Source organism: Kosakonia sp. H7A, from assembly GCF_003028445.1.
Taxonomy (GTDB): domain Bacteria; phylum Pseudomonadota; class Gammaproteobacteria; order Enterobacterales; family Enterobacteriaceae; genus Kosakonia; species Kosakonia radicincitans.
Map to the genome: position 1 here is coordinate 121,797 of NZ_PYTZ01000007.1, position 26,155 is coordinate 147,951.

Below are 26,155 nucleotides of genomic sequence, written 5' to 3' on the forward strand. Positions count from 1 at the left end.
CGAAACGCCTCACAAAAATACACCTGAATGCATAGTTTGCAAGATAATATATCGATATTGATCTTATTAACGAACGATCGACGCACTCTTCTCACCCCTCCCTCCAAAAAGAGAGAGGGATTTATGCGGGGAATTACAGAATTTCCAGCAGTTCCACCTCAAATACCAGTGTGCTGAATGGCGGGATAGATGCGCCAGCGCCACGCTCGCCATAAGCGAGGTTGTGCGGGATAGTCAGTTCCCATTTGGAGCCGACCGGCATCAGCGTCAGGGCTTCGATCCAGCCAGCGATAACGCCATTAACCGGGAATTCAGCCGGTTCGCCGCGCGCGACGGAGCTATCGAATACGCTACCGTCAATCAGTTTACCGGTGTAGTGCACGCGAACACGGTCGGTGCGCGCCGGGATTGCGCCTTCGCCCTGAGTGATGACGCGGAACTGCAAACCGGATTCGGTGCTGTTCACGCCTTCACGCTCGCGGTTCTCTTCCAGATATTTCACGCCTTCCGCCGCCATCTCTTCAAAACGGGAGCGACGCACTGCGTCGGCACGTTCGTGGATTTCACGCAGGGCGCGATGTACAACGTCAACCGGTACAGCAGGTTGTTTGCCTGCCAGCGCGTCCGCGATGCCCGCGACCAGCGCTTCCGGTAACAGCCCCTCTAACCCGGATTCGCTAAGCTGCTGTCCGACCTGTAAACCGATGCCATAGCTGGCTTGCGCTTCGATCGTGTCAAAAGTTGGGGTTGTCATGGGTTTTCCTTCCATCGCTTTTTAAGGTAGCGCGCAGCATAACAGCCGGGCTGCGCCGGGTACAACTTTGTCGCAGGAAAGATGACAAATCGCAGGGAAAGGGAAAGAATAGAGTCCGTAAGATAAATCTAATATTGCTGTAGCAAAATCCGACTTTGTGCTGACGATCAGAGAGTTAAAACCGATGGACGCCGCCCCGGAAGGATAAAGTGTATATACTCAACGAGACAGGACTTTAAATGACGCGGAGCAGGAGGAAAGCCATGCCCGGGCGATTTGAACTGAAACCTACCCTGGTGAAAATCTGGCAAGCCCCGGACCATTTTCGCCTTATGGACCCGCTCCCGCCATTTCACCGTCGCGGTTTGATCCTGGCCGCGTTGCTGGTGGTTATCGGCTTCCTGCTACCGTCAACGGACGATACGAGGCCGGTTCCCACCTCACGCGAAGCGCAAATTCAGTTACCTTCCTCCACTGCCGCTCAGCCTGCCTCCCCTGCGCAAACGCCACCAGCGGTGGTGAACGATACGCAACAGGTCGCTCCAGGCGCTGAAGAGTCGCTCGAACAGCAGCAACCAGAGCAACAGCCGGTGCAGCAGCAAGAGGCCCCGGTGGCGCAAAGCCGTCCGACAGTTCCCTCTTCCGGCGGTATTGAACAACAGTGGCGATCTTATCGTGTGGAAGAAGGGAAAACGCTGGCGCAACTGTTCCGCGATCATAATCTGCCGCCCACCGATGTTTACGCGATGGCGAAAGTGGAAGGTGACGGGAAACCGCTGAGCAGCCTGAAAAACGGCCAGATGGTGAAGATTCGCCAGAATGCTAACGGCGTAGTAACCGGATTAACCATTGAGACCAGCGGCCAGCAGGTGCTGTTTACCCGACAGCCGGACGGCAGCTTTATTCGCGCACGTTAACCGATAAAGCCGGATAAGCGTTTATCCGGCATATTTCGTTCTGGTAGCGCCAAAAAGCAAAACGCCGGCACAAGGCCGGCGTCTCATTCCCCGTCGTATTTCGCGTTACAGATGCGTTGGCTACATTCGCTTACCCCCGAGGGGATTCACTCACTTGCCGCCTTTCTGCAAGCCCGAACGACTTAAGGGCATCGTTATGAGTAAAAATTACTCAGCAACAACGTTTACAATCAGCTTAGCGAATACTTCGCTGTGAACCTGGAAGTCCACTTCGTGCTCACCAGTGGTACGCAGAACGCCGTTCGGCAGACGAACTTCGCTCTTAGCCACTTTAACGCCAGCCGCAGTCACTGCGTCAGCGATATCGCGAGTACCGATGGAACCGAACAGTTTACCTTCGTCGCCTGCTTTAGACGCGATGGTAACGGTGCCCAGTGCGTTGATTTCTTCAGCGCGAGCGTTAGCAGCTGCCAGAACGTCAGCCAGTTTGGCTTCCAGTTCAGCGCGACGTGCTTCGAAATATTCAACGTTTTTCTTGGTAGCCGGAACAGCTTTGCCCTGCGGTACCAGGAAGTTACGAGCGTAACCCGCTTTAACGTTAACCTGATCACCCAGGCTACCCAGGTTTGCTACTTTATCAAGCAGAATAACTTGCATTACCTTATCCTCTCAAAGTCGTATTAATGGACCGTGACCGATTACTGATGACGATCAGTGTACGGCAGCAGGGACAGGTAGCGAGCGCGTTTGATAGCGCGTGCCAGCTGACGCTGATATTTTGCACGGGTACCGGTGATACGGCTCGGGACAATCTTACCGCTTTCGGTGATGTAGTTTTTCAGCGTAGCGATGTCTTTATAGTCGATCTCTTGAACGCCTTCCGCGGTGAAACGGCAGAACTTGCGACGACGGAAATAACGTGCCATATGGCTAGTCTCCAGAATCTATCAATTCAATCTGCTCGGCATGCAGAACCATTTTTGTCAGGCCATTCTTTGCCTTGTGGCAACTGATGAATCCCTGAACAGTTACTGCGCTACCGACCGTTATACTTTGAGTAATGGCCTGGTTCTCCTGCCCGCTGATTATTACAGGCATTTGGCACCACGCCTGCCGGTGAAAACCGGCTTCCTCCTGCACAGAACGGTGCTCAAGCACGAACTGGCAGTGAGGAATTCCTGACGGGCTGACCTTACGAAGCGGGGTCCTGCACACGGTGCCGGACAACACCAGTCGATTGGCCATCAGAAATTACTCTTCAGAATCCCCAGCATCTGCATCATCTGCGGTTTCGTTTGCGAAATCATCGCGACGCTCACGGCGCTCGTCTTTCGCTTTAACCATCGGAGATGCTTCGGTAACCGCGTGTTTAGTACGCATTACCATGCTACGGATAACGGCGTCGTTGAAGCGGAAGCTTGTTTCCAACTCATCGATCACTTCCTGCGGCGCTTCAACGTTCAGCAGAACGTAGTGAGCTTTGTGCAGTTTGTTGATCGGGTAAGCCAGCTGACGGCGGCCCCAGTCTTCCAGACGGTGGATCGTGCCTTGCGCACCGGTGATAGCACCAGTGTAACGCTCGATCATGCCCGGAACCTGTTCGCTCTGGTCAGGATGGACCATAAAAACGATTTCGTAATGACGCATCGAATTGCTCCTTACGGATTATTCAGCCTCCTGTCTGGGTCAGCCGTGGCCCGGGGAGGCAAGGAACGTGTTAAAGGTCGGCTGAAAAATTGACGCGTCATAATACTGATCCCACCGGGCAAACTCAAGGTGAATTGCACAAATAATTCGCACTAAGCGCAAAGAGAACTCCCCTGCACGCATTAAAATTAAACAAAACGCATTCCGGCAATTTTTTGAACGACAGCATCAGAAATGGTCGCGATACGTTTTATAACAAACGCGTAAACTTTAATCAGGCCTCAAAACAAAGGAGGAGAGATGTTCAAAACATAATATTCGGCGTTATATCGGAGAGTAACATCATGAAATACATCGCAATTTTACTAACAACCTTATTGCTCAGCCTCAATGCAACGGCAGCAATAAAACTCGATAACCGGCAAGCCCGGAACATGGATGATGTGCACAGCTTAGGCGTTATCTACATCAATCATAACTTCGCCAGCGAACAAGAAGCCGACCAGGCTTTGAATGCCGCAACCGACGCACAAAACGCCACGTACTTTCACCCAATCCTGACACACGAGCCAGGCAGCAACGGCGCTCTGCACGCCAGCGCGGATATCTACCGCTAACCGAATCAGGCTAAGTTTCCCTTGCGCTGCGGCCCCGGATTGGGGCCGCGCTCAGAAGTGAGAATAATTTTCTTTCGGATCTTACCAAATACCCCACCGGCAGGTTTAATCAGGGTTTGCCAGCGTTATGGAAAGGGCGCGGGGAAGCCATATTCACACACTTTTCGATACTTATCCGTATACCCAAAGGCGTTTGGGTTCTGGGCGGCGTCAGTATGCTGCTGTGGAACGATGATTTCCAGACCGTATTCTGGATCGCGCTGCTGCTGGCGAGCCCTGGCGCCGGGATCTTATGGCAACCCCACGGCGCGGCTTCCACATTCTGGGCCGGCGCCATTGTTTGCGTGGTGGCGCTGTGCGGTATGCGCCTTCAGAGATGACTGCGGAAAAAATCCGTTGTGGCTTCCAGCGCCAGCGGCGTGATGCGATGCGTCACGCCCGTTTCCCACTGATAAGTAAGATGTGCATCCAGCCCCGCATCCTGCAACGCCTGCTGTAAACGGAAAGATTCTGCTGCGGGCACCACATCATCCTGCTCTCCGTGCCACAGTAGCAGCGGACGATCGGCAATACGCGCCAGTTGATGGCTGACTTCCCACTGTGCCAACGGTGCCAGAATGGTTTCAAACTCGCGCTGTTGCTCTGAGGTGGTCACTTCCAGCGGCGGGAAAAGCGTATGCGCCAGCGAAGAGAAATAGCCGGAACCCATCAGGCTGGCCACGCAGCGCACTTCCGGATGCGCGGTCATAATCCCCAGTGCCGTCATCCCGCCCATTGACGCGCCACCGACCGCCAGCCGCTGATTATCAATAAGCGACTGGCTCTCCAGCGCGTCACGTAACGCGGAGAACTCTTCAATATTGCCCTGTAAAATTTGCCAGAACAGGCGCAAGCGCCGCTGCACATCACCGCTAAAACGTGCGCCATGATCCGGCGCATCGGGCATGACCACGCGGAAACCCGCTTGTGCCAGCGCGACGGCAAAATAGCTGTAGACCAGTTTTGACGAGGTAAAACCATGATAAAACACCACGCTGGGCAGGGGTTCGGCACGTTTTCCCGCCGGAAAAGCATGCAGTGCTTCCACTCCGGCAAAGTGTTCTGTTTGCAGTTCGATCATCACACGCTCCTTGATTTCTTGTGCTGGTATGCCATCGGCAACCCCTCGACGCAAGTCAGAATTCGCAATAGCATCAGGCAAGGTTGAGATATAGGTTACGCTTTCAAACCACTTTCATTCGAAATTAGTGCTCACGATAACAATTTGGGAACATTCCCCCAAATTGGATCACGTCAGGAACTACACTATGGCTATCAGGAGAGATGAGAAACCCATGCGCATCTTGCTATCGGTTCTGTTTGCCGCCTTGCTTAGCGGCTGTTCTGTGTTAGAGGGTACACCGCAGCCTGCCCCGCCGGTGAGCGATCATCCGCAGGAGATCAGCCGCAACCAAACGCACGGTCTACAAAAAACAGGCGAGGTAAGCGTAACGGTACTGGGTTCTCCCATGGACGTGGAAGCCGCGATTAAGGCCAAAGCAGCCGCCGCAAAAGCCGATTATTACGTGATTATTATGATGGATGATTCCATTATTCCGGCCCGTTGGGTCGGACGCGCGTTGTTATATCGGCGATAGCGAGGCATTGATTTTCAGGATATTTACACTGCTTTGCGTCCATTGATGTTCTCCTGTGCACAATTGGATTAATGGAATCCGTTGCGCGAAAGGAAGCCCTGCACTATTTCGGGGTAACGTAAAATGGAGCTGACAATGAAACGATCTCTTGCCGTAAACTCACTGTTGCTTTCTACAGGAATGCTTAATACAACAGCGCAGCCCGCAGAGTTCGCCAGCGCTGACTGCGTGACGGGACTGAACGAAATCGGTCTGATTTCCGTCAATAATGTCTCAGGGAGCCTACAGGATGTGGAGCGTGTTATCGCGTTAAAAGCAGACGAACAGGGAGCTTCCTGGTATCGCATTGTACGAATGCAGGAAGATCAACGAGTTGATAACTGGCGGGTACAGGCCATCTTGTATGCCTGAGCCGCTAAACAAAGCCACCTGATTTGGTGGCTTTTTTATTTCCCTGCAATCATTAAGACTATGTTAATGTAAAGATATCTCGATGTAACACTTTGTTACACTGACACACTAAATGTTATTCGATTTGTGCCGTTGAAGGTGCTTCATACACAGAACAACGGACAAATTATGCGCGCCTTTTTATCCCGCACTGGCCTCGGTGCCAAATTGTCACTTATGACTGGCGCAAGCGTTGCAACGCTATTCCTCCTGTTTACTTTTCTGATGAGCAATAAAGCCAGCCAACAACTGGAAACGCTGGCCATGGAAGACCTGCACAATCAATCCACCGGCGTGGTGGATATGGTTGAAATGTTCAACAGTAGTCTCAGCGAAGAGGTGGAAAGCTACACGCGCTTGTTCAGCAGTTTCCTGCCGCAACCGCTGGCGGTCGATCCGCAACAGCGCCGCGAAATTAATGGCATTGATGTTCCGCTATTCAAAGGCGGCGACACCGAGCTGCATAACAACAATGCCATTCCCGATGATTTTCTGAACCGCACCGGCGCGATCGCCACGCTGTTTGTACGCAGCGGCGATGACTTCGTCCGCGTGGCCACCTCGCTGCGCAAAGAAAATGGCGATCGCGCGATTGGCACCCGGCTGGACAATGCCAGCCCGGCTTTCGCCCCGGTAATGAAAGGCGAGGTTTATCGCGGCCTGGCGCTGCTGTTTGGCAAACGCTACATCACTCAGTATCAACCGGTGAAAGACGCCAGCGGCAATACCATCGCCATCCTGTTTGTCGGCATCGATATCTCCCGCTCGTGGCAGATCATGCGCAGCAAGATCCTCGGCCGTAAGCTGGGGGAAAGCGGCCATTTCTTTGTGATCGATCGTAATGCAGGCAAGAACTACGGCAGCTACCTGTTCCATGATTCCGAGGAAGGCAAACGCCCGCAGTGGGATGAAAATGATCTGCAAACACTGCTCAAAACCAGCAGCGGTACGCTGGCCCGCACCAATGCCGATGGCCGCACAATGTTGATGTCTTACACCACATTACCCGGCTGGAACTGGAGCGTGGTCGGTGAAGTGGACAAAGAGGTGCTGTTGCAGGACGTCAACCGCATGCGCAACCTGTTCCTGCTGGCTGGCGTGGTGGTTTCCCTGCTGTTTGCCGCCATGTTCGTGGTGATTATTCGCCGCTGGCTCACCCGCCCGCTGCGCCAGGTGATCGATCTGGCTCAACGCTATGCCGCCGGGGATCTGCGCGCCACACTTACCGTTGATCGTCAGGATGAAGTCGGACAGTTGATCGCCGCCATTAACGGCATTGGTGATGGCCTGCACACCATTGTATTGCAGGTGCGCGAATCCGCAGCAGAGATCAACCTCGGCACCAATGCGCTGGCTTCCGACAGCAGCGAAATCAGCGAACAGATCAACAAGCAGGCCAGCAGCGTGGAAGAGACGTCCGCCAGCATGGAGCAGCTGGCCGCCACCGTGCAGCAAAATGCCGCCAATATGGAACAGACGCAAAGCCTGGTGAATGACACCACCGATGCCGTGCAAAAAGGCGGCGAAACCGTGGATCACTCGGTGGCAACCATGGAAGATATTCGTGAAGCCTCGCAGCGTATCGCTGATATCACCCATGTTATTGAATCCATTGCCTTCCAGACCAACATTCTGGCGCTGAACGCCGCAGTGGAAGCTGCCCGCGCAGGTGAACACGGTAAAGGTTTTGCGGTGGTAGCCCAGGAAGTCCGCGCGCTGGCCGCACGCAGCGCCAACGCGGTGAAGGAGATCGAGGCGTTGATTGGCGACACGCTGAAGAAAGTAGGCGAAGGCCACGCCCAGTCGGAAGCGACGCGAGTGGCGATGCAATCGATTATCAGCCATATGAGCGGTATCAATAACTTAGTTCATGAGATTAACCATTCATCCCGTGAGCAGTCGGCAGGGATCAGCCAGGTCAATCTGGCAATGACGCACATTGGCGATGCCACGCATATCAACGCCGGACGCGTATCGCAAAGCGAAGAAACCGCCCGCACATTGCGGGAAAAAGGGGCGCATCTGACGGAACTGGTCAGCCTGTTCCGCTTGAGAATGGATTAACATCCCTGCCCGCGGCACAGAGAGTCACAGGTCAGACTTCATCTGTTTATCTGCTCTTTCTGTGCTGCGGGCCATCAATTTATAAGGATTTACCTGGATTCCACTGTCTTTAGCGCCCGTCGGTAAAAAGTCACTGTTATTTTCACAGAGAATTTATAGTTAAAAAACAGCCAGAAAAGTCATTGCCTTAAAATAATCATGACCAGTGAAATGAGGAAAGAAGAAAACCGATAGAGATAAATATATTTAGCATGCAGAAAATACTCACCTCATTCTCATGAAATATTATTAAAATCACCGCATTTCAGAGCCATACATTTCTTTCCGGAATGCTAACCCGCTTTTCTGGGCATGAATACATACACAATAATTATATTTTATGGCGAACAGCCATTAATGAATTTTCGCTATTTTGACAATCAAATTTGCATCTCCTATTGTTCGGCGGTAATGGCATACCCGCAAAATATATGGACATCCTATGAGACCCCTTTTTATTCGCACTGGCCTCGGTGCCAAATTGTCGCTCCTGACTGGCATAAGCGTTGCTGCGCTTTTCCTTTTATTTACTTTTTTGATGAGCAATAAAGCCAGCCAGTTACAGGAAACGCTGGCCATGGAAGATCTGCGTAACCAGACCACCGGCGTGGTGAGTATGGTCGAAATGTTCAACAGCAGTATTAGCGAAGAAGTGGAAAGCTACACGCGTTTGTTCAGCAGCTTCCTGCCACAGCCGCTGGCAGTCGATCCGCAACAGCGCCGCGAAATTAGCGGCATTGATGTCCCACTGTTCAAAGGCGGCGACATCGAGCTGCACAACAACAACGCTATCGCAGATGATTTTCTGCAGCGTACCGGCGCGATCGCCACGATATTCGTGCGTAGCGACAGTGATTTCGTCCGCGTGGCCACCTCGCTGCGTAAAGAGGATGGCGAGCGCGCAATTGGTACCCGCCTGGAAAAAACCAGCCCGGCTTTCACCTCAATCATGAAAGGCGAGGTTTACCGCGGCCAGGCGTTGCTGTTTGGCAAACGCTATATCACTCAGTATCAACCGGTGAAGGATGCCAGCGGTAATGTCATCGCCATCCTGTTTGTCGGCGTCGATATCTCCCGTTCCTGGGACGTAATGCGCAGCAAAATCCTCGATCACAAGCTGGGCGATAACGGCCACATTTTCGTACTCGATCGTAATGAGGGTGATGATTATGGTAGCTATCTGTTCCATGACACTGAGGAAGGCAAGCGCCCGCAGTGGGATGAAAACGATCTGCAAACGCTGCTGAAAAACAGCGAAGGCACGCTGGAACGCGAAAGTGAAGATGGTCGCACGCTGCTGATGTCTTACACCACGCTCCCCGGCTGGAACTGGGCCGTGGTCGGTGAAGTGGACAAAGACCTCCTGTTGCAGGATGTCACCTTCATGCGCAACCTGTTCCTGCTGGCAGGCGTTGTAATCTCCCTGCTGTTTGCCGCCATGTTCGTGGTGATTATTCGCCGCTGGCTCACCCGCCCGCTGCGCCAGGTGATCGATCTGGCTCAACGCTATGCCGCCGGGGATCTGCGCGCCACACTTACCGTTGATCGTCAGGATGAAGTCGGACAGTTGATCGCCGCCATTAACGGCATTGGCGATGGCCTGCACACCATTGTGTTGCAGGTGCGCGAATCCGCAGCGGAGATTAACCTTGGCACCAATGCGCTGGCCTCCGATAGCAGTGAGATCAGCGAGCAGATCAACAAGCAGGCCAGCAGCGTGGAAGAGACGTCGGCCAGCATGGAGCAGCTGGCCGCCACCGTGCAGCAAAACGCAGCCAACATGGAACAGACGCAAAGCCTGGTGAATGACACCACCGACGTGGTGCAAAAAGGCGGCGAGACCGTCGCCCTTTCTGTCACGACGATGGAAGATATTCGCACGGCTTCACAGCGGATTGCCGATATCACCCATGTTATTGAATCCATTGCTTTCCAGACCAATATTCTGGCGCTGAACGCCGCGGTGGAAGCCGCCCGCGCAGGCGAAAACGGGAAAGGTTTTGCAGTGGTCGCACAGGAAGTTCGTGCGCTGGCGTCACGCTGCGCTAACGCGGTGAAGGAGATCGAAGTGCTGGTTGGCGACACGCAGAAGAAAGTGGGAGAAGGCCATGCTCAGTCAGAAGCGACGCAAGTGGCAATGCAATCGATCATCCACCACATGAATCATATCAACCAGTTGGTCGGTGAAATCAACCACGCTTCCCGCGAGCAGTCGGCGGGGATCAATCAGGTCAACCTGGCGATGACACACATCGGCGATGCCACCAATATCAACGCCGGGCGGGTGTCGCATAGCGAAGAAACCGCCCAGGCGCTGCGGGAAAAAGGCGCTAATCTGACCCGTCTGGTGAGCCAGTTCCGCCTGAAAGTGGATTAATTTGCCCCACCCGTGGCGCGGAGCAGCAGGTCGTCCTGAATCTGGCTGGCCAGCGGCGACGAACCACGGGTATCGAGCATCACCTGGCACCAGGCTTGCGCTATCGGCGGCGACGCGTGGCGCAACATTTGCGCTCCGCATCCCAACAGAAAGAGTTGTTGGGTAATGGCTCTTCCCTGCGTTTCATTCGATTTATGCAGTTGCGGCTGCAACTGCCGCCAGGCGCGATCGAAATGGCGATCCTGGCCTTTCACCGCGCCAAATTCTTCGGCCAACAGCGCCATCACGCCCGATTGCTTGCTCAACACGCGCAGCACATCCAGGCACATCACATTGCCGGAGCCTTCCCAGATGCTGTTCACCGGCATTTCACGATACAGGCGCGGCAACTCATTATCTTCGCAGTAGCCAATCCCGCCGAGCACCTCCATCGCTTCCGCGACAAAAGGAATGCCCGCCTTGCAGACGGCAAATTTCGCCGCCGGGGTAAATAACCGCGCCCATAACGCCTCCTGTGCGTCAGCGCGGAGATCCCAGGCGCGCGCCAGACGAAACAGAAACGCGGTTTGCCCTTCCAGTTGCAGCGCCATACGGCTGAGAACGTCGCGCATCAATGGTTGATCGACCAGATTTTTGCCAAAAGCCTGCCGGTGGTGCGCATGGTATAGCGCCACCGAAAAAGCGCGCCGCATCAAACCGTGGCTGCCCAGTGCGCAATCAAAACGCGTCAGGCCGCCCATCTTCAGAATTTGCCGTACACCATCGCCCTCTTCCCCCAGCAACCAGCCGCTGGCATCGCAAAATTCCGCTTCGCTGCTGGCATTTGAGCGGTTGCCAAGCTTGTCTTTCAGCCGCTCCAGCCGTACGCCGTTGCGCTGCCCGTCGGGCAAAAAGCGCGGCACAAAGAAGCAGGACAGCCCGCCACGCGCCTGCGCCAGCACCAGATGTGCATCGCTCTGCGGTACGGAGAAGAACCATTTGTGTCCCACCAGCCGGTACACATCGCCGCTTTTTTCCGCGCGGGTGGTATTGCTCAGCACATCGGAACCACCCTGTTTTTCCGTCATCCCCATGCCGATCAGCAGGCCGCGTTTCTGGTTGCCGGGCGCCATATGCGGATCATAACGATCGCTGAGTAACGGTTTAAACCAGTCGTGAAAAGGCTTCGGCAACGCCTGTTGCAACAGCGGCGTGGCAGCAAACGTCATGGTGATGGGGCACAGCGTGCCGGATTCGACCTGCGCATGCAGGATAAAACGCGCGGCGCGAGCGACAAACGCGCCAACGCGCGCGTCTTCTTCCCACGCCAGATTGTGGACCCGGTTAGCGCACAATCCCTGCATCAATAAATGCCAGGCTGGGTGAAAACGCACATCGTCGAGCCGCTGGCCTGCGGGGTCATAACGTAACAATTCCGGCGGATTAACATTCGCCAGCCGCCCCAGTTCCAGTGATTCCGCCGTTCCCAGCTGCTGCCCGATGCTGGCAAGGAACTCGGCGTCCCACGCCGCGCCCTCGCGCATGACGGCGTCATACAGCGCGCGGTCGGAAAGGAATAAGTTGCTGTTATTCAGGGGAACAGGTTGGTTGAAAACCGTATGAGTCTGCCAGTGCATGGTGTCTCCCTCCTTCATGGGCACTGAAGGTAAGTATGGACAGCACACCTCAATGCTGCACGGGAACAGGCTCACAAGGCCGCGATCTCGCAACGCTCATTCGTGAAACGGTTCACATAATATAAGAATAATATATTTCGCCATCGATATTCGTGGTGAATAATTTATTCTCACCTTGCAGAAGAGAATAATGATGCCGGCACCTCACGTTGCACCCAATGCGCATAAGCGCGCTTTAATTGCAGGCTCGATTGGCAACTTTATCGAGTGGTATGAATTCGCGGTTTACGGTTTTCTCGCTACCGTCATCGCCAAAAATTTCTTTCAGCTCTCGGGGGAAACGGGGCTGACCAGCTTAATCCTCACCTACGCCTCGTTTGCCATCGCCTTTTTCTTCCGCCCGCTGGGTGCCATGGTGTTCGGGCGTATCGGCGATCGTATCGGTCGCAAACCGACACTAATTATCGTACTGGTGATGATGACGTTCGCCACTGCCGCGATCGGTCTCGTTCCGGTGTATGCCAGCATCGGCCTCGCCGCTCCGCTTATCATCACCGGTTTGCGAATTTTGCAGGGTTTATTTGCCGGTGGGGAGTACGGCGGCGCGGTGTCGTTGATGACAGAGTTCGCGCCGCGCGGCAAACGCGGGCTGTATGGCGCATGGCAATCTTTTACCGTCGCATTAGGTCTGCTGGCCGGCGCAGGCGTTGTAGCGCTGCTTTCCGCGCTGCTGACGCCAGACGCGTTGCATGACTGGGGCTGGCGCATCCCCTTTTTCCTCGCGTTACCAATGGGCGTCGTCGCGCTGTGGTTACGGGTCAGCATGGAAGAGACGCCGAGCTTCGTGCAACAGCAAGAACAACCGGTCGCCGAACGGGCGCACTTCACCGATACGCTGAAAGCCATTGTCATGGGGATTGGCCGGGTGATGGTGTGGTCTGCTGCCGGTTACACCTATCTGGTGATCATGCCTGCGTATTTACAGTCAGCGCTGCATACCGGTTTTAACCAGGCGCTGCTGATTGCGGTGATCTCCAACATTGGCTTTGCGTTAACCATTATTCCGTCCGGCATACTGAGCGATCGCATCGGGCGACGCGCCGTGATGGTGCTTGCCACCGCGTTGTTGTTAATTCTGGCGCTGCCGCTGCTAAAAATTTTGCAGGCGGAATCCAGCACATTAGCGATAAAAGCGCTGGTGGTGCTGGTTGCTGGAGGTCTGGTCGGCATGCTGGCCGGGCCGGGCCCGGCAATGCTGGCGGAGATGTTCCCCACGCGCGTACGTTATACCGGGCTGGGTCTGGCCTATTCACTATCGAACGCGCTTTTTTCCGGTTGCGCGGGGTTAATTATCACCGGCCTTATCAAAGAAACTGGCAATGTCGATATCCCGGCGTACTACGTGATGGCTACCGCCGTGGTGAGTATGGTGGCGCTGATGACGCTCAACAAAAGCGACCATTTGCGCTCGCTGGAAGAGTGAAACATCCCGGTGGCGTAGCGCTACCGGGCTTTGGTTTATCCGGCGATATAGTGCGGCACAAATCGCGAGGTATCTTTGGTGATCAGCGTACTGTCTTCGCGGATACCCATGCCGACCGCTTCATCATCCACCAGCCAGCTGCCAATCAGCGTGTAGCTGTCGCCAAAGCGCGGCAGCGGTTGAAAGGCCTGATAAATCATCGGCTCTTCGCCGTAGTCGCCCTCTTCATGGTCAATAACGTTATGTGCGCCGTCGAAGATGGTGACATTGCCGCCTTCGCGTGAAAAAAGCGGTTTGCGCACATAGCTGGCACCCGCCGCAGTTTGTGGTTTTTCACCGTCAAACCACGCGGGCAGGAGATTCGGATGATGAGGGAAATAACGCCACAGCAGCGGCAACAGCCCTTTATTGCTGAGGATGCTTTTCCATAAAGGTTCCAGCCACTGCTCGCGGCGTTTACACAGCAGCGGGCCATTCTCGTCGCGCATCATCCATTCCAGCGGATAGAGCTTAAACGCCTGGCGAATGACGTTATCGTCCAGATCCGTCAACATGCCGCCAAGGCCGAGGCCAATATCGTCGATGTAAATAAAGCGCGTATCAAGACCGGCCTGGCGGGCGCAATCCTCCAGATAAAGCACGGTGCCGCGATCCTCTTCCGTCTCTTTACAGCAACAAAAGTAGAGCGGATGACGGCTCTGGATTTCACCGAAGCGGGCAATCAACTTATCCTGAATGGCATTGTACTGATCGGCATCGCGCGCAATAGTACCGTTACGCCGCGCATCCTCCATCCATAACCACTGGAAGTACGCAGACTCATACAGCGAGGTTGGCGTATCGGCGTTATATTCCAGCAGCTTGACCGGTTCCTTACCGCACCAGACAAAATCCATGCGCCCGTAAAGCGAAGGATCGCGGTTGCGCCAGCTCGTGGCAATTGCCTCCCAGTAGAGCGGCGGGATCGCCAACTGGCGGAGAATTGCCTCGTCCGCCACGGCGCGATCCACCACCTCAAGGCACATTTGATGCAGTTCGGCGGTCGGCTTTTCGATCTGCTCTTCAATTTGCCGCAGCGTAAAACGGTAGGCCCGGCTCTCATCCCAGTAAACTTCGTTATCAATAATATGGAAGTCAAAACCGTGGTCGCGGGCGATCCGCTCAAGCCCCGGACGAACGGCAACATCATGACGCAGCATGCTTATCCTCCCCAGCTTCCGCGCGCGCTGGAAGAGCGCCCAAACCCGCCGCGGGAAAAGGTGGTCGCCTTTTTGGTGGTGTAGCCATAATGGGCGCTTACGCTGCTGTGGCTGGTATCGCTACCGGAGCGCCAGCTATAGTCGCCCTGATGATTACGCCAGACCGGGCGGGAAGAGTAAGTGGAACCGCCGCTGCTGTAGCTGTATTGCTCATCGCGGTCTTTACGCACGGCTTTGCTCAACAGAAAACCGCTAAGCACCGGCATCCAGCGCTGGCCAATATTGTCGTAATAGCAGTTGTCGTATTGCTGCACGCACCAGGGCTGCGACATATTACGCGGGATCTCTTGCTCGAAACTCGCGCGCGCGTTATTCCACGCATCGCTGCATACCTGCGCGCTGTTGCCGTCGTCAACGCAATCCTGCTGCGAGGTGTAATACACGCCGTCGCCATCGTTGTCATCTTTGTGGTCATTGCAGCCTTTTAAAACAAAAAAGGCGGCGCCGCCCATAATTGCCAGCGTCAGGTATTGCCCGCTTTTACGCTCTTTTGGCGCGCTAAAAATCGGGCGCTGGATGCGGCTCTGCGCGGGCGACAGGATGTCATTCTTCTGCCGGTAGTTTCTCTTTCTGGCCATGATGTTCCATTACCATGTCATGCAGGCGGCGTTAAAAATTCCGCCTGCCAGCGCGGTCGCGCCCATAAATAACCCGGCGGCTGTATTGCCGTGAATAATCTTGTCGCTCAGTTTTGGCATATAAAGACGTACACCGCCGTAGACAAGTAATTGCACCACCAGCGCAATGACGCCCCAGATTAAATAATCCGGGATACTCACTGAATTAATGGCTGCGCTGGAGAGCGGAATAACATAGCCCAACAGCGAACCGCTGAACGCTAACGATGCCGCGACATTATTCTCTTTAATTAATCGCCACTCATCGTGTGGCGTAATCCGTGTATAAATAAAAAGAAAGCAGAGCACCATTGCCATGCCAATAAAAAAATAGGCGCAAAACGCCAGCAGCGAACCCAGAATATGCAAGTCCAAATTCATAATTAACCTATGACCTTTAATGATGTCAGAGGAATATCCACTCCCAGCGCGCGCGAGTAGATCCATTCCGGCTGGTTGCGCGCATTGAATGTCTCTTCGCCATTCAATAGCAGATATTCAAATATATCGGTGGTAACTTCTCGCTGGTAAGCCATCATAAAGTTATGCACTTCCCAGCGTGCGCCAGCCTGATTGGATACGGTTTCCAGCGTATAAATCGGCTCGATATCTCCGCGCTCTTCGGCGTTAAACACGCGCTGCCACTGGCAATCACGCCAGCGGAGCGTGGTTTTGCCCATCGCCTTTGCACTCAGCATTTCGCGCCACGCCTGTTCGCCGGAAACGCCCACGCTCTCTTCATACACAAACAGCTTAATATCATCGATATTGTGGCTTTCCAGACCGCCCGAGGTGCTGATTTGCAGAAACTCATCGCCTGTCGTGTAGTAACGATGGATCATGCAACCTGCGCCAAGATCGAAGCTGCCGCAGGCGCCAACGGTGTACTCCTCGCCGGGCAGCGTGATGAGCAGTTCCTCTTCGCACAGGCGAAACAGCAACGTATCAATGGTAAAACCCGCATGCAGATGCAATCCAAGCGGACCTTTCGCCGGGGCTGACGCATCAGCCCGCCCCAACAGGTTTTTCAGCAAGGAGAACATTACGCTTTCTGTTGCTGTTGCAGTCGCGCCAGCACATCCTGCGCCGAGGTTTTATCGCTACCGCCGATCCCCGCCTGCGCCAGTTTTTCGTCGAGATCGCGCCCATCGGCCACTTTCTCAAGCTGTGTTGCCGCATCCAGTCGGGCCTGGCGCTCAGCCTGGCGCGCTTGCAGACGTTTCAGGGATTCTGCTGCCGTAGCGACATTGTTTGACGCGCCAACGGTGGAAGTGGTGACGGCCTGCTGCGCGCGCTGCATCGCGTCGGTCGCTTTGATCACTTCCAGCTGTTGCTCAAACTGTTCGATACGCTGTGCCGTGGCGGTCACCGCTTTTTCTACGGCATCGCGCGAAGTTTCAAGGTTGCTCAGCACCAGCTCTTCCGCGGTAATGGTGTTCTCCAGACGGGCAATCTCGATCGCCACTTCATTGAGCAATGCGGCATCCACATTTTTTGCCATCGCTTCCAGCGCACGGGCTTCCAGGCTGGCTTTGCGGTCACGCAGATCGGCCAGTTTGTCATGGCTCAACTTCACGCGCGCCAGCAGATCAACACGGGATTTGCCCGCCTTATCCAGCTCTGCGCGGGCATCGCGGATATGCTGTTCAAGCATGCGCACGCCCTGCGTTTCTTCGATCGACTCTTCCGCCTGAGCAATAAACGATTTACCCAGCGTAAACAGGCTTTTTAAAATTCCCATATCCTCACTCCCTGACAACGTTATTGGGTAAAATCATCGGTTAATTCGGCAAGATCCAGCGCGTTTTCCGCAAGCGTGGTGATTTCCAGCAGGATATCGTCAAGCGAAGAGTTGAGTGACAGTGCGCCGAACGCGACATAATACTCTTCGCCGTTGACCGCAGAGATGCCAACAGACGATAACGGTAAAAGTTTTTGGTTACGCAGCAGAAACGCATTAAACGCATCCTGATGCTTAATTTCGCTTAAGGGACAAATGTAGGTTTCGATAATGATTTGCCGGGAAGTCAGCAGCACGTTTAATTGCAAATCACCGTAATCATCCAGCTTAATAATTAACGCATCGGCTTCGTGTTGAATATTTAAATCCAGCGCCGTGGATTGTAATAATCCCGCGCTAAGCGACTCTACTGTCCATGCCATGATGTATATCCCGATTATTTTATCGTAATAAAATTAAGAGAAAACCTGCCGTGAAATCTTACCCGGATTCAGGGCAAAAAAAACCACCCAAATAAGGGTGGTTTTTGAGGTATTGCGGATTTAAAGCGTGCGCTGGCGCACCGCTTCAAACAGGCAGATGCCGGTCGCCACCGAGACGTTCAGCGATGAAACGCTGCCCGCCATCGGAATGCTGATCAGCTCATCGCAGTGTTCGCGGGTCAGGCGGCGCATACCTTCACCTTCCGCGCCCATTACCAGCGCCATCGGCCCGGTCATTTTGCTCTGGAACAGAGTGTGGTCCGCTTCACCGGCGGTGCCAACGATCCAGATATTCTCTTCCTGCAACTGGCGCATAGTGCGCGCGAGGTTGGTGACGCGGATCAGTGGAACACTTTCCGCCGCGCCGCACGCCACTTTTTTCGCGGTCGCATTCAACTGGGCGGATTTGTCTTTCGGCACAATCACCGCGTGAACGCCTGCTGCATCTGCACTACGCAAGCATGCGCCAAGGTTATGCGGATCGGTAACGCCATCAAGGATCAGCAGGAACGGTTGATCGAGGCTGGCGATCAGATCCGGCAGATCGTTCTCCTGATACTGACGCCCTGGTTTCACCCGTGCAATGATCCCCTGATGCACCGCCCCTTCGCTTTTCTCATCCAGATACTGGCGATTCGCCACCTGGATCACCACGCCCTGCGCTTCCAGAGCATGGATCAGCGGCAGCAGACGTTTGTCTTCGCGGCCTTTCAGAATAAAGACTTCCTGAAAACGCTCCGGGGCGCGCTCCAGCAGTGCCTGCACCGCATGGATGCCGTAAATCATTTCACTCATTGATGGTACTCGTTTGGGGCGGTTTCGCCGTGTTATGTGGGCTGTGATTCTCATCACCTGCGCTCATTATAACCGACACGCGCCGCAGAAAGTACCTCGCTAACTTAAGTGCCGTTTCGCCTCCAGCCGTACGCGATGCAGCACGTGCTGCTTGATCTCGCCGTAGTGCGGATCGCCAGCGAGGGTTTCGATATCGCGATCGCGGCCAAACGGCAGAGAAATCTCTTCGACGATTTTGCCGGGGCGCGCTGACATGATAAGAATGCGATCGGCGAGAAACAGCGCTTCATCCACGTCGTGCGTCACGAACAGCAGCGTGGTGCGCGTTTCCAGCCAGGCGCTGCGCAGCAGTTCCTGCATCATCAGCCGGGTTTGCGCGTCCAGCGCGCCAAACGGCTCATCAAGCAGCAGCACATCCGGGCCGGGCAACCAGGCGCGCGCCAGCGCGACACGTTGTTTCATGCCGCCCGAAAGCTGCCATGGCGCATGGTGTTCAAAACCTTTCAGCCCCACGCGCGCCAGCCAGTCCAGCGCCTGGGCGTTAATCTCTTCTTTACGGTATTTGCCAAGCCGCGGGCCAAATGTCACGTTATCCAGCACCGATAACCAGGGAAACAGGTTCGGCTGCTGGAAGATCATGCCGCGCGATGGTCCAGGCTGGCTCACCGTTTTTCCGGCCGCCAGAACCTGTCCGCTATCGGGCCGGGTAAACCCGGCAACCAGGTTGAGAATGGTGGATTTACCACAGCCGGAGGGGCCAAGCAGCACAACAAATTCCCCCGGCGCCAGCGCCAGCGAGATATCCTCCAGCACCGTGAACGGTTGCGGTTTTGCCGCAAACGTCAGCGAAACATTTTCCAGCGCGATTTGTGCCGTCATCACTCTTTCCCCGCCCAGGGCACCAGACCGCGTTGCAGCCCTAACAGTAATAAATCCAGTAAGTAACCAATGCCGCCCAGCAGCAGAATGCCAAGCATGACAATGTCCGTACGTAAATAAGAGCTGGCGTTGATCACCATCCAGCCGAGGCCGGAACTGGCGGCGACCATTTCGGCGGCGATCAGCGATGTCCAGCCAATGCCAATCGAAAGGCGCACGGTGGTAAATAGCTCCGGCAGCGCATCCGGTAGCACCACGCGCAAAAAGATCTGTCCTTTCGATGCACCCAGCGTTTGCGCAACGCGAATGCGTGCGCGACCAATGCGTTCCACCGCCGCGCTGGCACCGACGACCACGCTTAAAAAGGTGGCGATAAAGATCAGAAAGAATTTCGACGCTTCACCAATCCCCAGCCAGACCACCGCCAGCGGGATCAGCGCAATCTTCGGTAGCGGGCGCAGGAACTGCACAAACGGGTTGAGCACCGCGGAAAGACCGTCGGATAAGCCCATCAACAAACCCAGCGGGATACCGATGACAATCGCCACCGCAAAGGCGCTCAGCGCTCGCACCAGGCTGACGGCGACGTGCTGCCACAGCGGCACCTGGCGGTAACCGTCCGCCAGCAGCTCTTCGGCGGTCAGACCAATGTCGGTTAGCGAAGGTAACAACAGCGGGTCCACCCATTGCCGGGTGGCCGCCACTTGCCAAATCACAAAAAAGATCGCCACTGACAGCACGCTGATGGCGATATGTTGACGCAGTTTCATTTTGCGGCGGCTGCCTCGCGGATGTAGCGCGAGTCGATGGCGCTATCCCAGTTCGCCGGGATATCACGTTTGCGGATTTCGCCAATTCCGGCGAGGAAGTTCGAGGTTTTGCTCAGCGCTTTGCCGATGCCGCTCTCGCTGGTTTGCGTGCCGTTACCCAGCCACTCAGCGGTGCCCTGCTCGCTTAATGTTGGATACTCCAGCCCGCCGAGGGTATTGGCAGCGGTAGTGACCGGTGCGCCGACCTCTTTTGCCACAATCGCGGCGGCGCGTTCAGGATCCTTTTTGAACTCATCGACTTTCTGCTGGTGTACGCGCAGGAAGGCCGTCACCGCTTGCGGATACTGCTCAGCAAAGGCTTTGCGAACCACGTAGTTGTTGTAAATCAGGTAGCCATCTTTTTGCAGATCTTTAGTGGCAAAGACCTGATGGCCGCCGGAGGATTCCAGTTCCTGGGCAAACGGCGCCCACACGTAACCGGCATCGATATCACCGCGTTTCCAGGCTGCCACCATTTCCGCCGGACGCAGCGGCAGCAAGGTAATTTTGCTGCGGTCGAGTTTATTGACGCTGATCGCTGCTTCCAGCGCATATTGCGCCGTCGAATTTGGCGGATAGGCCACGCGTTTCCCTTCGATATCACGCAGCGTTTTAATGCCATCTTTGCCAATTAAACGTTCGTAGCTGGCAATCACGCCGGAAACCCCAATAATTTCCACGGGTAATTTTCGCACAATACCGGCCGTGGCCGGACTGGAGCCGAAATTGGCAATATCGATAGCATTGCTGGCGAAATAACTGAGCGCATCCGCGCCGGAGGCGAATTGCACCCACTGAACTTTCGTATTTAAAGCTTTATCCAGCGAACCATCGGCTTTCGCCAACATTAATACCTGGGAACCGCCGCTATAAGCGACGCGTACTTCGGCTGGTGTAGCGGCAATGCTGGTATTTAGCCATAAGCTACCTGCTGCCAGTAATAAGCAGAGACTTTTTTTCATGTTATTTAATCCTGGATGTTATTAGCGCCGAACCACTATATCGACAGGCGGCGCTTTTATTTATTCAAATTATTGCGTTGGATATACGTGGAATAAGAATGGCGATAATCGAGCCAGATTTGCGCGCACTGCTGCGCCAGCGCTTGTGACGGATCGCAGGTCTGCGCGAGAAACGGCGCGGCAATCGCTTCCAGCGCAACCGGCACTTCGGTACAAGCCAGAATCAGCTGTTGCGCACCGCGCTCCAGTAATGCATTTGCCTGCTTTGCCAGCAATTCACCGCCCTCGTGCAGTGCGCCGCGCTTCACGGCATAACAGCCCGGCACAAACCACTGTTGCAGTTCATCGTCATTCGGCAGCAGTACCTCAATTCCCTGCTGCGTCAGGCGCTGTTGATACCAACCCGCATCCAGCGTTCCTTGCGTGGCAATCACCCCAACCCGCTGAGGCTTGTGCGCTAAATTCGCCAGCGACGCCATTGTGGCATCCACAATGTGCAACAGCGGCGCGTTGCTGGCGCGACTGAGTTCGTCATACCAGTGATGCGCGGTGTTGCAGGGAATAGCGATATGGCTGGCGCCCGCCTGATTAAGCTTTTCAATTCCCTGAAGCAGTTGCGGCAGCGGCGATGGCCCCAGCCCGGCCAGCGCTTTTTGCCGATCGGCGATTTGCGGCACGTTCCACACCACCGACGGCAGTTGCTGCTGGTCGCTATCGGCAGGCGTCGCCTGTAACAGCTTGTGCTGAAAATCGAGCGTGGCGAGCGGCCCCATGCCGCCCAGCACGCCCAGTAAGAAGGGTTTAGCCATGGCGGGCATTCGCCTCCAGCACCTGGCGGTAACCGAATAACCCGGCCGAGCCGCCGGTGTGAATAAACACGACATTCTCGTCATGCGTGAAGTAGCCTTTGCGAATCAGATCGATAAGCCCGGCGGCACCTTTACCGGAATAAACCGGGTCGAGCAAAATGCCTTCATGGCGGGCAAACAGCGTCAGCGCTTCCAGCATGCCTTCTGTCGGCAAACCGTAACCATCACCGACGTAATCGCTATTAGCGGCCACCGCTTCACGCGGCAGATCGCCCGCCACGCCCAGCAGTTCGCGCGTACGTAACGCCAGATTCCAGACATTCTCTTCCTGCTTCGCTTTCGGTGCGCGGACGCTGATGCCCAGCACCGGCACGTGGCTGTTAGTGGCGGTGAAACCAGCCACCAGCCCGGCTTGCGTCCCGGTGCTGCCGGTAGCGTGGACGACATGATCGATGCGTAGCCGTAACTGTGAGGACTGGAATAACAGTTCTTCAGCGCAAGCAACGTAACCCAGCGCGCCGATGGCGTTGGAGCCGCCGCCGGGAATGACATACGGGCGATGCCCCTGTTCGCGCAGCTGTTCGGCATACTCTTCCATGGCTTTTTGCATATCCGTGCCGCCCGGCAGATGGGCGACAATTTCACCGCCCAGCAACTCATCCAGCAGGATGTTGCCAGAGCGCTGATAATCTTCACCAAAATCGGTAACGCGTTTTTCCAGCAGCACTTTGCTTGCCAGCCCGAGTTTTGCTGCACCGGCAATGGTCTGCCGGACGTGGTTCGACTGCGTTGCGCCCTGGGTAATAATCACGTCGGCGTTTTTCGCCAGTGCATCCGCCAGCAAAAATTCCAGCTTGCGGGTTTTATTGCCGCCCGTCGCCAGGCCGGTAGCGTCATCGCGTTTGATCCATATTTTGGGACCGCCCAGCAGCGCGCTTAAATTCTCCAGCGGTTCTAACGGTGTCGGGAAATGACCTAATGACAGGCGGGGGAAACGGGCCAGATGCATAATCGCTCCTTGGAAAACAGAGACCAACCGAAGCGAAATGCCACGGTTTTAATTCGGTAAATATGAGATGGATATTTACTATATAGATCTGTATTCGCAGGCTAACGATAAATAATAAATATCGATGTGCAGAAAATAACTAAGCCATAAAAAAAGCCCTTCACCGTGGAAGGGCTTCGCGGATATTACTGGTCGACTTTCTTTTTCGCCGCACGTTTAGCTTTGGTGGCAGCGGCTATTTTTTGCGTTTTTGCCGAGGGGTTTTTGGCTTTTTTCGCTTTGCTTTTACCTTTACCTGCGGCATCACCGCGGAAGGCACTGTCCGGCTCAAAATTCACCTTTTTCCCCATCTGCCGACGCGGTGGCTTTTTACCGCCAACGTTTTTACCCGCAGCGCCTTTTTTCGTTCTTTCACGCTCGGTTTTACCGACATTGCGCGGCGCGCGTTCGCTGGAGACCAGCGAGAAGTCGATCTTACGCTCATCCATATTGACGGCTTCAACCTTCACTTCCACCCGATCGCCGAGGCGATAGGTTTGCCCGCCGGATTCGCCAATCAGTCGCTGACCAATCTGGTCAAAACGGTAGTAGTCGTTGTCCAGCGAGGAGACATGCACCAGTCCATCGATAAACAGATCGTTCAGGCGCACAAAGAAACCGAAGCCGGTGACGCTGGCGATAACGCCCGGGAAGGTGTTGCCCACCTGATCCTGCATGAAATCGCACTTCAGCCAGTCCGACACTTCACGGGTGGCTTCATCCGCGCGGCGTTCGGTCATCGAACAGTGCTGGCCCAGTTGCAGCACCTCTTCCATGCTGTAGTGCCAGCCGCCGGTTTCGGTGCTGTTGCCCTTCAGCCCCTGCTCTTTCGCCAGCAGGTACTTAATGGCGCGGTGCAATGACAAGTCCGGATAACGGCGGATCGGCGACGTAAAGTGCGCATAGGATTGCAGCGCCAGCCCGAAGTGACCACGGTTTTCCGGATCGTAAATCGCCTGTTTCATCGAGCGCAGCAGCATAGTTTGCAGCATCTCGTGATCGGGACGATCGGCAATCGACTCCAGCAACTCGGCATAATCGCGTGGTTCCGGTTTGTTGCCGCCCGGCAGTTCCAGCCCCAGCTCGGCAAGCACGGAACGGAATGCAGTGATCGCATCGGTGGTCGGTTTATCGTGAATACGGAACAGCGCCGGTTCGCCGGCTTTCTCGACGAAACGCGCTGCCGAGATGTTGGCGAGGATCATGCACTCTTCAATCAGTTTGTGCGCATCGTTACGCTGAGTCTGTTCGATACGTTCAATGCGGCGCTCGGCGTTGAAGATAAACTTCGCTTCTTCGCTCTCAAACGAGATGCCGCCGCGTTCAGCACGCGCCTGGTCGAGCACTTTGTAGAGGTTATGCAACTCTTCGATATGCTTCACCAGCGGCGCATACTGCTCGCGTAGCTCCTGATCGCCCTGCAACATATGCCACACTTTGGTGTAGGTCAGACGCGCATGGGAGCTCATCACCGCTTCGTAGAATTTAAAGCCGGTTAAACGGCCTTTCGTCGAGACGGTCATTTCGCAGACCATACACAGGCGATCCACCTGCGGGTTGAGCGAACAGAGACCGTTTGAGAGCACTTCCGGCAGCATAGGCACGACCTGCGACGGGAAATACACCGAAGTGCCACGGTTGCGCGCTTCGTTGTCGAGCGGCGTTCCGTGGCGCACGTAATAGCTCACATCGGCAATCGACACCCACAAACGCCAGCCGCCGCCGCGTTTTTTCTCGCAATAGACGGCGTCGTCGAAGTCGCGAGCGTCTTCGCCATCGATGGTAACCAGCGGCAGATCGCGCAGATCCACACGTCCCGCTTTTGCCTCTTCCGGAACTTGCTCTTTCAACCCGGCAATCTGTTTTTCAACTTCAGGCGGCCACTGGTAGGGAATTTCATGGGTGCGCAGCGCCATATCGACGGCCATGCCGGTACCCATGTTGTCGCCGAGCACTTCAACAATCTTACCGAGCGCTTTGGTGCGGCGTGTCGGACGCTGGGTTAACTCCACCACCACCACAAAGCCCATGCGCGCGCTCATGGTTTCTTCCGGTGGGATCAGGATGTCAAAGCTCATACGGCTGTCGTCCGGGACAACAAAACCGACGCCAGCATCGGTGAAGTAACGGCCAACAATTTGCCCGGTTTTGGGCACCAGAATACGTACGATACGCGCTTCGCGGCGGCCTTTGCGATCGGCACCCAGCGGCTGCGCCAGCACCTGGTCGCCGTGGATGCAGGTTTTCATCTGCTCGCTGGAGAGGTAAAGATCGTCTTTACGCCCTTCGACGCGCAGGAAGCCATAGCCGTCACGGTGGCCGATCACCACACCTTTCAGCAGGTCCAGCCTTTCCGGTAAGGCGTAGCACTGACGGCGGGTGAACACCAGTTGACCGTCACGCTCCATGGCGCGCAAACGACGGCGCAGCGCTTCATTTTGTTCTTCGCCTTCGATTTTCAGTTCAACCGCCAGTTCATCACGGCTGGCAGGTTTTTCGCGTTTGGCTAAGTGATCGAGGATAAATTCGCGGCTGGGAATGGGGTTGGTATATTTTTCAGATTCTCGTTCGAGGAAAGGATCTTGTGACATTGCGGGTCCTCCGTAGTCAGCTCTGGCAGAAATTTGCGTCATTCCACCAGCAATAATTTGTAAAGCGGTTGATTCTCTTCAACCAAATCGGCCAACGTGTAGTTATCCAGCTCCTTGAGAAAACTTTGCACGGCTTTGGCAAGCGCCTTTTTCAGGCGACAGGCACTGGTGATATGGCAAAATTCGCTGCTGCAATTGACCAGCGCAAGCGGCTCCAGCGAACGGACGACATCACCAATGCGGATATCCTGCGCGGGTTTCCCCAGCCGAATCCCACCGTTTTTCCCTCTCACGGCCGCGACATAGCCTTCACGACTTAACTGGTTGATTATTTTGACCATATGATTACGGGATACGCCATATGTTTCTGTGACTTCAGTAATACTGGTCATTTTTCCATCAGGCAGCGATGCCATATAGATCAGGGCGCGTAAACCGTAATCGGTAAAACTCGTTAACTGCACATCAACCTCAGTAAATGGGAAAAGATGAGATACCCGCAGGTATTGACACTATTGATGATAAACCAGCCACTAGTCATGCCGCTAATTTATTTGAACAG

28 protein-coding genes and 1 pseudogene are annotated in these 26,155 nt (G+C 54.9%); 8 read left to right on the forward strand and 21 right to left on the reverse strand.

Annotated elements, in window-relative coordinates; genetic code table 11:
* Positions 1-133 precede the first annotated feature (133 nt).
* Positions 134-754 (reverse strand): FKBP-type peptidyl-prolyl cis-trans isomerase, encoded by a 621-nt coding sequence (gene fklB, locus CWM66_RS20720; RefSeq protein WP_007372773.1) that lies wholly within the window; start codon positions 752-754, stop codon positions 134-136.
* A gap of 263 nt (positions 755-1,017) precedes the next feature.
* Here fklB and CWM66_RS20725 point away from each other — a divergent pair, with 263 nt between their 5' ends.
* Entirely contained in the window at positions 1,018-1,671 is a 654-nt protein-coding gene (locus tag CWM66_RS20725) for a LysM-like peptidoglycan-binding domain-containing protein (protein WP_007372772.1), read from the forward strand.
* A gap of 207 nt (positions 1,672-1,878) precedes the next feature.
* On the opposite strand, the gene rplI is transcribed toward CWM66_RS20725, so the two are convergent.
* Genes rplI through rpsF form a run of 4 tightly spaced genes read right to left on the reverse strand, consistent with a single transcriptional unit; the run spans position 1,879 to position 3,318 of the window.
* Entirely contained in the window at positions 1,879-2,328 is a 450-nt protein-coding gene (gene rplI / locus CWM66_RS20730; protein ID WP_007372771.1) for a 50S ribosomal protein L9, read from the reverse strand.
* A 41-nt stretch (positions 2,329-2,369) separates the two neighbouring features.
* Complete coding sequence (gene rpsR, locus CWM66_RS20735; protein WP_000135199.1) at positions 2,370-2,597, reverse strand: 30S ribosomal protein S18; 228 nt, start codon at positions 2,595-2,597, stop codon at positions 2,370-2,372.
* Between the two features lie 4 nt (positions 2,598-2,601).
* The gene (priB, locus tag CWM66_RS20740; protein WP_035886983.1) at positions 2,602-2,916 is read right to left on the reverse strand and encodes a primosomal replication protein N; all 315 of its coding nucleotides are present in this window, start codon (positions 2,914-2,916) and stop codon (positions 2,602-2,604) included.
* A 6-nt stretch (positions 2,917-2,922) separates the two neighbouring features.
* Entirely contained in the window at positions 2,923-3,318 is a 396-nt protein-coding gene (rpsF, locus tag CWM66_RS20745; protein WP_007372769.1) for a 30S ribosomal protein S6, read from the reverse strand.
* Positions 3,319-3,662: 344 nt separating this feature from the next.
* Between rpsF and yjfY the strand changes: the two genes are divergently transcribed.
* Positions 3,663-3,935 carry a DUF1471 family protein YjfY gene (gene yjfY, locus CWM66_RS20750; RefSeq protein ID WP_007372767.1) on the forward strand — a complete coding sequence of 91 codons (273 nt, stop codon included), beginning with the start codon at positions 3,663-3,665 and terminating at the stop codon, positions 3,933-3,935.
* A gap of 254 nt (positions 3,936-4,189) precedes the next feature.
* Positions 4,190-4,315, forward strand: a pseudogene (locus CWM66_RS20755) (MFS transporter); the annotation flags it as partial.
* On the opposite strand, the gene yjfP reads toward CWM66_RS20755, so the two are convergent.
* Positions 4,306-5,055: an esterase gene (gene yjfP, locus CWM66_RS20760; protein WP_007372765.1), complete on the reverse strand. Its 750-nt coding sequence runs from the start codon at positions 5,053-5,055 to the stop codon at positions 4,306-4,308. The pseudogene CWM66_RS20755 and the gene yjfP sit on opposite strands and share 10 nt — an antisense overlap.
* 187 nt (positions 5,056-5,242) lie before the next feature.
* Between yjfP and bsmA the strand changes: the two genes are divergently transcribed.
* From bsmA to CWM66_RS20780, 4 genes are all read left to right on the forward strand, one after another.
* Positions 5,243-5,572 carry a biofilm peroxide resistance protein BsmA gene (gene bsmA / locus CWM66_RS20765; protein ID WP_007372764.1) on the forward strand — a complete coding sequence of 110 codons (330 nt, stop codon included), beginning with the start codon at positions 5,243-5,245 and terminating at the stop codon, positions 5,570-5,572.
* 123 nt (positions 5,573-5,695) lie between these two features.
* On the forward strand, positions 5,696-5,983 hold the full coding sequence (yjfN, locus tag CWM66_RS20770; protein ID WP_007372763.1) for a DUF1471 family protease activator YjfN: 288 nt from the start codon (positions 5,696-5,698) through the stop codon (positions 5,981-5,983).
* Positions 5,984-6,151: 168 nt separating this feature from the next.
* Positions 6,152-8,086 (forward strand): methyl-accepting chemotaxis protein, encoded by a 1,935-nt coding sequence (locus CWM66_RS20775; RefSeq protein ID WP_107147183.1) that lies wholly within the window; start codon positions 6,152-6,154, stop codon positions 8,084-8,086.
* A 481-nt stretch (positions 8,087-8,567) separates the two neighbouring features.
* A complete protein-coding gene (locus CWM66_RS20780; protein WP_107147184.1) occupies positions 8,568-10,502 on the forward strand; it encodes a methyl-accepting chemotaxis protein in 1,935 nt (644 codons plus the stop codon).
* Here CWM66_RS20780 and CWM66_RS20785 read toward each other — a convergent pair.
* Positions 10,499-12,118 (reverse strand): isovaleryl-CoA dehydrogenase, encoded by a 1,620-nt coding sequence (locus CWM66_RS20785; RefSeq protein WP_072440945.1) that lies wholly within the window; start codon positions 12,116-12,118, stop codon positions 10,499-10,501. The genes CWM66_RS20780 and CWM66_RS20785 overlap by 4 nt on opposite strands.
* 193 nt (positions 12,119-12,311) lie before the next feature.
* Here CWM66_RS20785 and CWM66_RS20790 point away from each other — a divergent pair, with 193 nt between their 5' ends.
* Positions 12,312-13,601: an MFS transporter gene (locus CWM66_RS20790; RefSeq protein WP_035887107.1), complete on the forward strand. Its 1,290-nt coding sequence runs from the start codon at positions 12,312-12,314 to the stop codon at positions 13,599-13,601.
* Positions 13,602-13,636: 35 nt separating this feature from the next.
* On the opposite strand, the gene CWM66_RS20795 is transcribed toward CWM66_RS20790, so the two are convergent.
* The 14 genes from CWM66_RS20795 to nsrR form a co-directional block, all read right to left on the reverse strand.
* Complete coding sequence (locus tag CWM66_RS20795; RefSeq protein ID WP_107147185.1) at positions 13,637-14,800, reverse strand: glutathionylspermidine synthase family protein; 1,164 nt, start codon at positions 14,798-14,800, stop codon at positions 13,637-13,639.
* 2 nt (positions 14,801-14,802) lie between these two features.
* Positions 14,803-15,438, reverse strand: coding sequence for a DUF1190 domain-containing protein (locus CWM66_RS20800; RefSeq protein WP_007372757.1), 636 nt, complete (start codon positions 15,436-15,438; stop codon positions 14,803-14,805).
* Between the two features lie 9 nt (positions 15,439-15,447).
* On the reverse strand, positions 15,448-15,846 hold the full coding sequence (locus CWM66_RS20805; RefSeq protein WP_072440962.1) for a DUF350 domain-containing protein: 399 nt from the start codon (positions 15,844-15,846) through the stop codon (positions 15,448-15,450).
* 14 nt (positions 15,847-15,860) lie between these two features.
* Positions 15,861-16,520 carry a DUF2491 family protein gene (locus CWM66_RS20810; protein ID WP_035886965.1) on the reverse strand — a complete coding sequence of 220 codons (660 nt, stop codon included), beginning with the start codon at positions 16,518-16,520 and terminating at the stop codon, positions 15,861-15,863.
* Positions 16,520-17,218, reverse strand: a complete 699-nt coding sequence (locus CWM66_RS20815) for a PspA/IM30 family protein (protein WP_079517055.1) — start codon at positions 17,216-17,218, stop codon at positions 16,520-16,522. Before CWM66_RS20815 ends, CWM66_RS20810 begins: the two co-directional genes overlap by 1 nt.
* Before the next feature lie 20 nt (positions 17,219-17,238).
* Entirely contained in the window at positions 17,239-17,640 is a 402-nt protein-coding gene (locus CWM66_RS20820) for a YjfI family protein (RefSeq protein ID WP_007372753.1), read from the reverse strand.
* Positions 17,641-17,760: 120 nt separating this feature from the next.
* Entirely contained in the window at positions 17,761-18,495 is a 735-nt protein-coding gene (rlmB, locus tag CWM66_RS20825; RefSeq protein ID WP_035886963.1) for a 23S rRNA (guanosine(2251)-2'-O)-methyltransferase RlmB, read from the reverse strand.
* A gap of 99 nt (positions 18,496-18,594) precedes the next feature.
* Positions 18,595-19,374: an ABC transporter ATP-binding protein gene (locus CWM66_RS20830; protein ID WP_007372751.1), complete on the reverse strand. Its 780-nt coding sequence runs from the start codon at positions 19,372-19,374 to the stop codon at positions 18,595-18,597.
* Positions 19,374-20,144: an ABC transporter permease gene (locus CWM66_RS20835; protein ID WP_107147186.1), complete on the reverse strand. Its 771-nt coding sequence runs from the start codon at positions 20,142-20,144 to the stop codon at positions 19,374-19,376. Before CWM66_RS20835 ends, CWM66_RS20830 begins: the two co-directional genes overlap by 1 nt.
* Complete coding sequence (locus CWM66_RS20840; RefSeq protein WP_007372749.1) at positions 20,141-21,145, reverse strand: glycine betaine ABC transporter substrate-binding protein; 1,005 nt, start codon at positions 21,143-21,145, stop codon at positions 20,141-20,143. Before CWM66_RS20840 ends, CWM66_RS20835 begins: the two co-directional genes overlap by 4 nt.
* A 56-nt stretch (positions 21,146-21,201) precedes the next feature.
* Entirely contained in the window at positions 21,202-21,954 is a 753-nt protein-coding gene (locus CWM66_RS20845; protein WP_079518344.1) for an aspartate/glutamate racemase family protein, read from the reverse strand.
* On the reverse strand, positions 21,947-22,963 hold the full coding sequence (locus CWM66_RS20850; protein ID WP_007372747.1) for a D-cysteine desulfhydrase: 1,017 nt from the start codon (positions 22,961-22,963) through the stop codon (positions 21,947-21,949). Before CWM66_RS20850 ends, CWM66_RS20845 begins: the two co-directional genes overlap by 8 nt.
* A 185-nt stretch (positions 22,964-23,148) precedes the next feature.
* Positions 23,149-25,593 carry a ribonuclease R gene (gene rnr, locus CWM66_RS20855; protein WP_107147187.1) on the reverse strand — a complete coding sequence of 815 codons (2,445 nt, stop codon included), beginning with the start codon at positions 25,591-25,593 and terminating at the stop codon, positions 23,149-23,151.
* Positions 25,594-25,631: 38 nt separating this feature from the next.
* The gene (gene nsrR, locus CWM66_RS20860) at positions 25,632-26,057 is read right to left on the reverse strand and encodes a nitric oxide-sensing transcriptional repressor NsrR (protein ID WP_007372745.1); all 426 of its coding nucleotides are present in this window, start codon (positions 26,055-26,057) and stop codon (positions 25,632-25,634) included.
* Positions 26,058-26,155 lie beyond the last annotated feature (98 nt).